Source organism: Pallidibacillus thermolactis (genome assembly GCF_025660415.1).
Classification (GTDB): domain Bacteria; phylum Bacillota; class Bacilli; order Bacillales; family Caldibacillaceae; genus Pallidibacillus; species Pallidibacillus thermolactis.
Genome location: NZ_JAOUSE010000107.1, coordinates 1 through 1,131 on the forward strand (window position 1 = coordinate 1; position 1,131 = coordinate 1,131).

General features: G+C 33.6%; 1 protein-coding gene and 1 pseudogene. Both read left to right on the plus strand.

Features of this window, described 5'->3' with window-relative positions; genetic code table 11:
• Positions 1-335 (plus strand): annotated as a pseudogene (locus OEV82_RS16060) (IS21 family transposase); the annotation flags it as partial.
• Positions 328-1,095, plus strand: a complete 768-nt coding sequence (gene istB / locus OEV82_RS16065) for an IS21-like element helper ATPase IstB (RefSeq protein ID WP_263062443.1) — start codon at positions 328-330, stop codon at positions 1,093-1,095. The pseudogene OEV82_RS16060 and the gene istB, both read left to right, overlap by 8 nt.
• Positions 1,096-1,131: the final 36 nt, after the last annotated feature.

The window sequence follows — 1,131 nt, forward strand, 5'->3', positions numbered from 1 at the left end:
TAGCTCAAAGTCAAAGTTTTAAGCAGGCACCATCACAAATAAAGAAAATATATCATAAACATTATATAGGAAAAGAGAAAGAATTCATAGAGTTACTCCTTTATATCAAAGAAAATAATAATTTAGACAGAGTTTTACAAGCTATAAAACAGTTAACTTCTGTCCGTTTAGGATACGTAAATACAGAAAGAATCTTATTTATCTGTAATCAAACTACTAACGAAGAGATAAACATTTATAATGACGATGAAACAATGAACCAATCAGAAAATAACATGAGAGCATATGCGACCATGTTTAATCAAATAGATGAAGGAGTAACTAATAATGGATAAAAAACAGCAAATTATTGATATATGTAAGGAATTACGTTTACCTAGCATTAGGAAAATGGTTCAGGATGAATCAAATTTTAAAAGCCCTAAACAAGCATATGATGTTTTATTACAAGTGCTTTTACAGGAGAAAAACGATCGATTAGTACGAGCAAAACAAAATAGAATCAGAGCAGCAAATTTTCCACAGAAAAAACTATTAGAAGAACTAGTTTTAGGTGCCTTGCCAGAACAAGCACAGCAAAAATTACCATATTTAAAATCGTTAGATTTTATTAAGGAAGGTCAGAATGTTATTCTTACCGGATCACCAGGAACGGGTAAGTCGCATATAGCTCTAGGGTTAGGGATGGAAGCCTGCTTAGCTGGATATAGAGTGTTTTTTGCGACAGTACCCTCGTTAATTAACCAACTAAAAGAACATCGTTCTGAGAGAACGCTGCGATCATTCGAATTAAAATTCGAAAAATATGACCTAGTTATTCTCGATGAATTAGGATATATCTCGTTTGATAAGGAGGGTGCAGAATTACTATTTTCTCACCTATCATTACGAGCTGGGAGGAAATCAACCATAATTACAAGCAACCTGTCATTTTTAAAATGGCAGGAGATTTTCCACGATCCGGTTTTAACTGCAGCACTAACAGATCGTTTAACACATAAATCGCACGTAATAAACATGGTTGGCCCATCATTTAGAATGAGGGAAACTGAGGAATGGATAAATTCAAGTACGGATAAAGTGGCTCAATTTTAAATTGCGAAATGGCTCACTTTTTACTTGCGAAATACA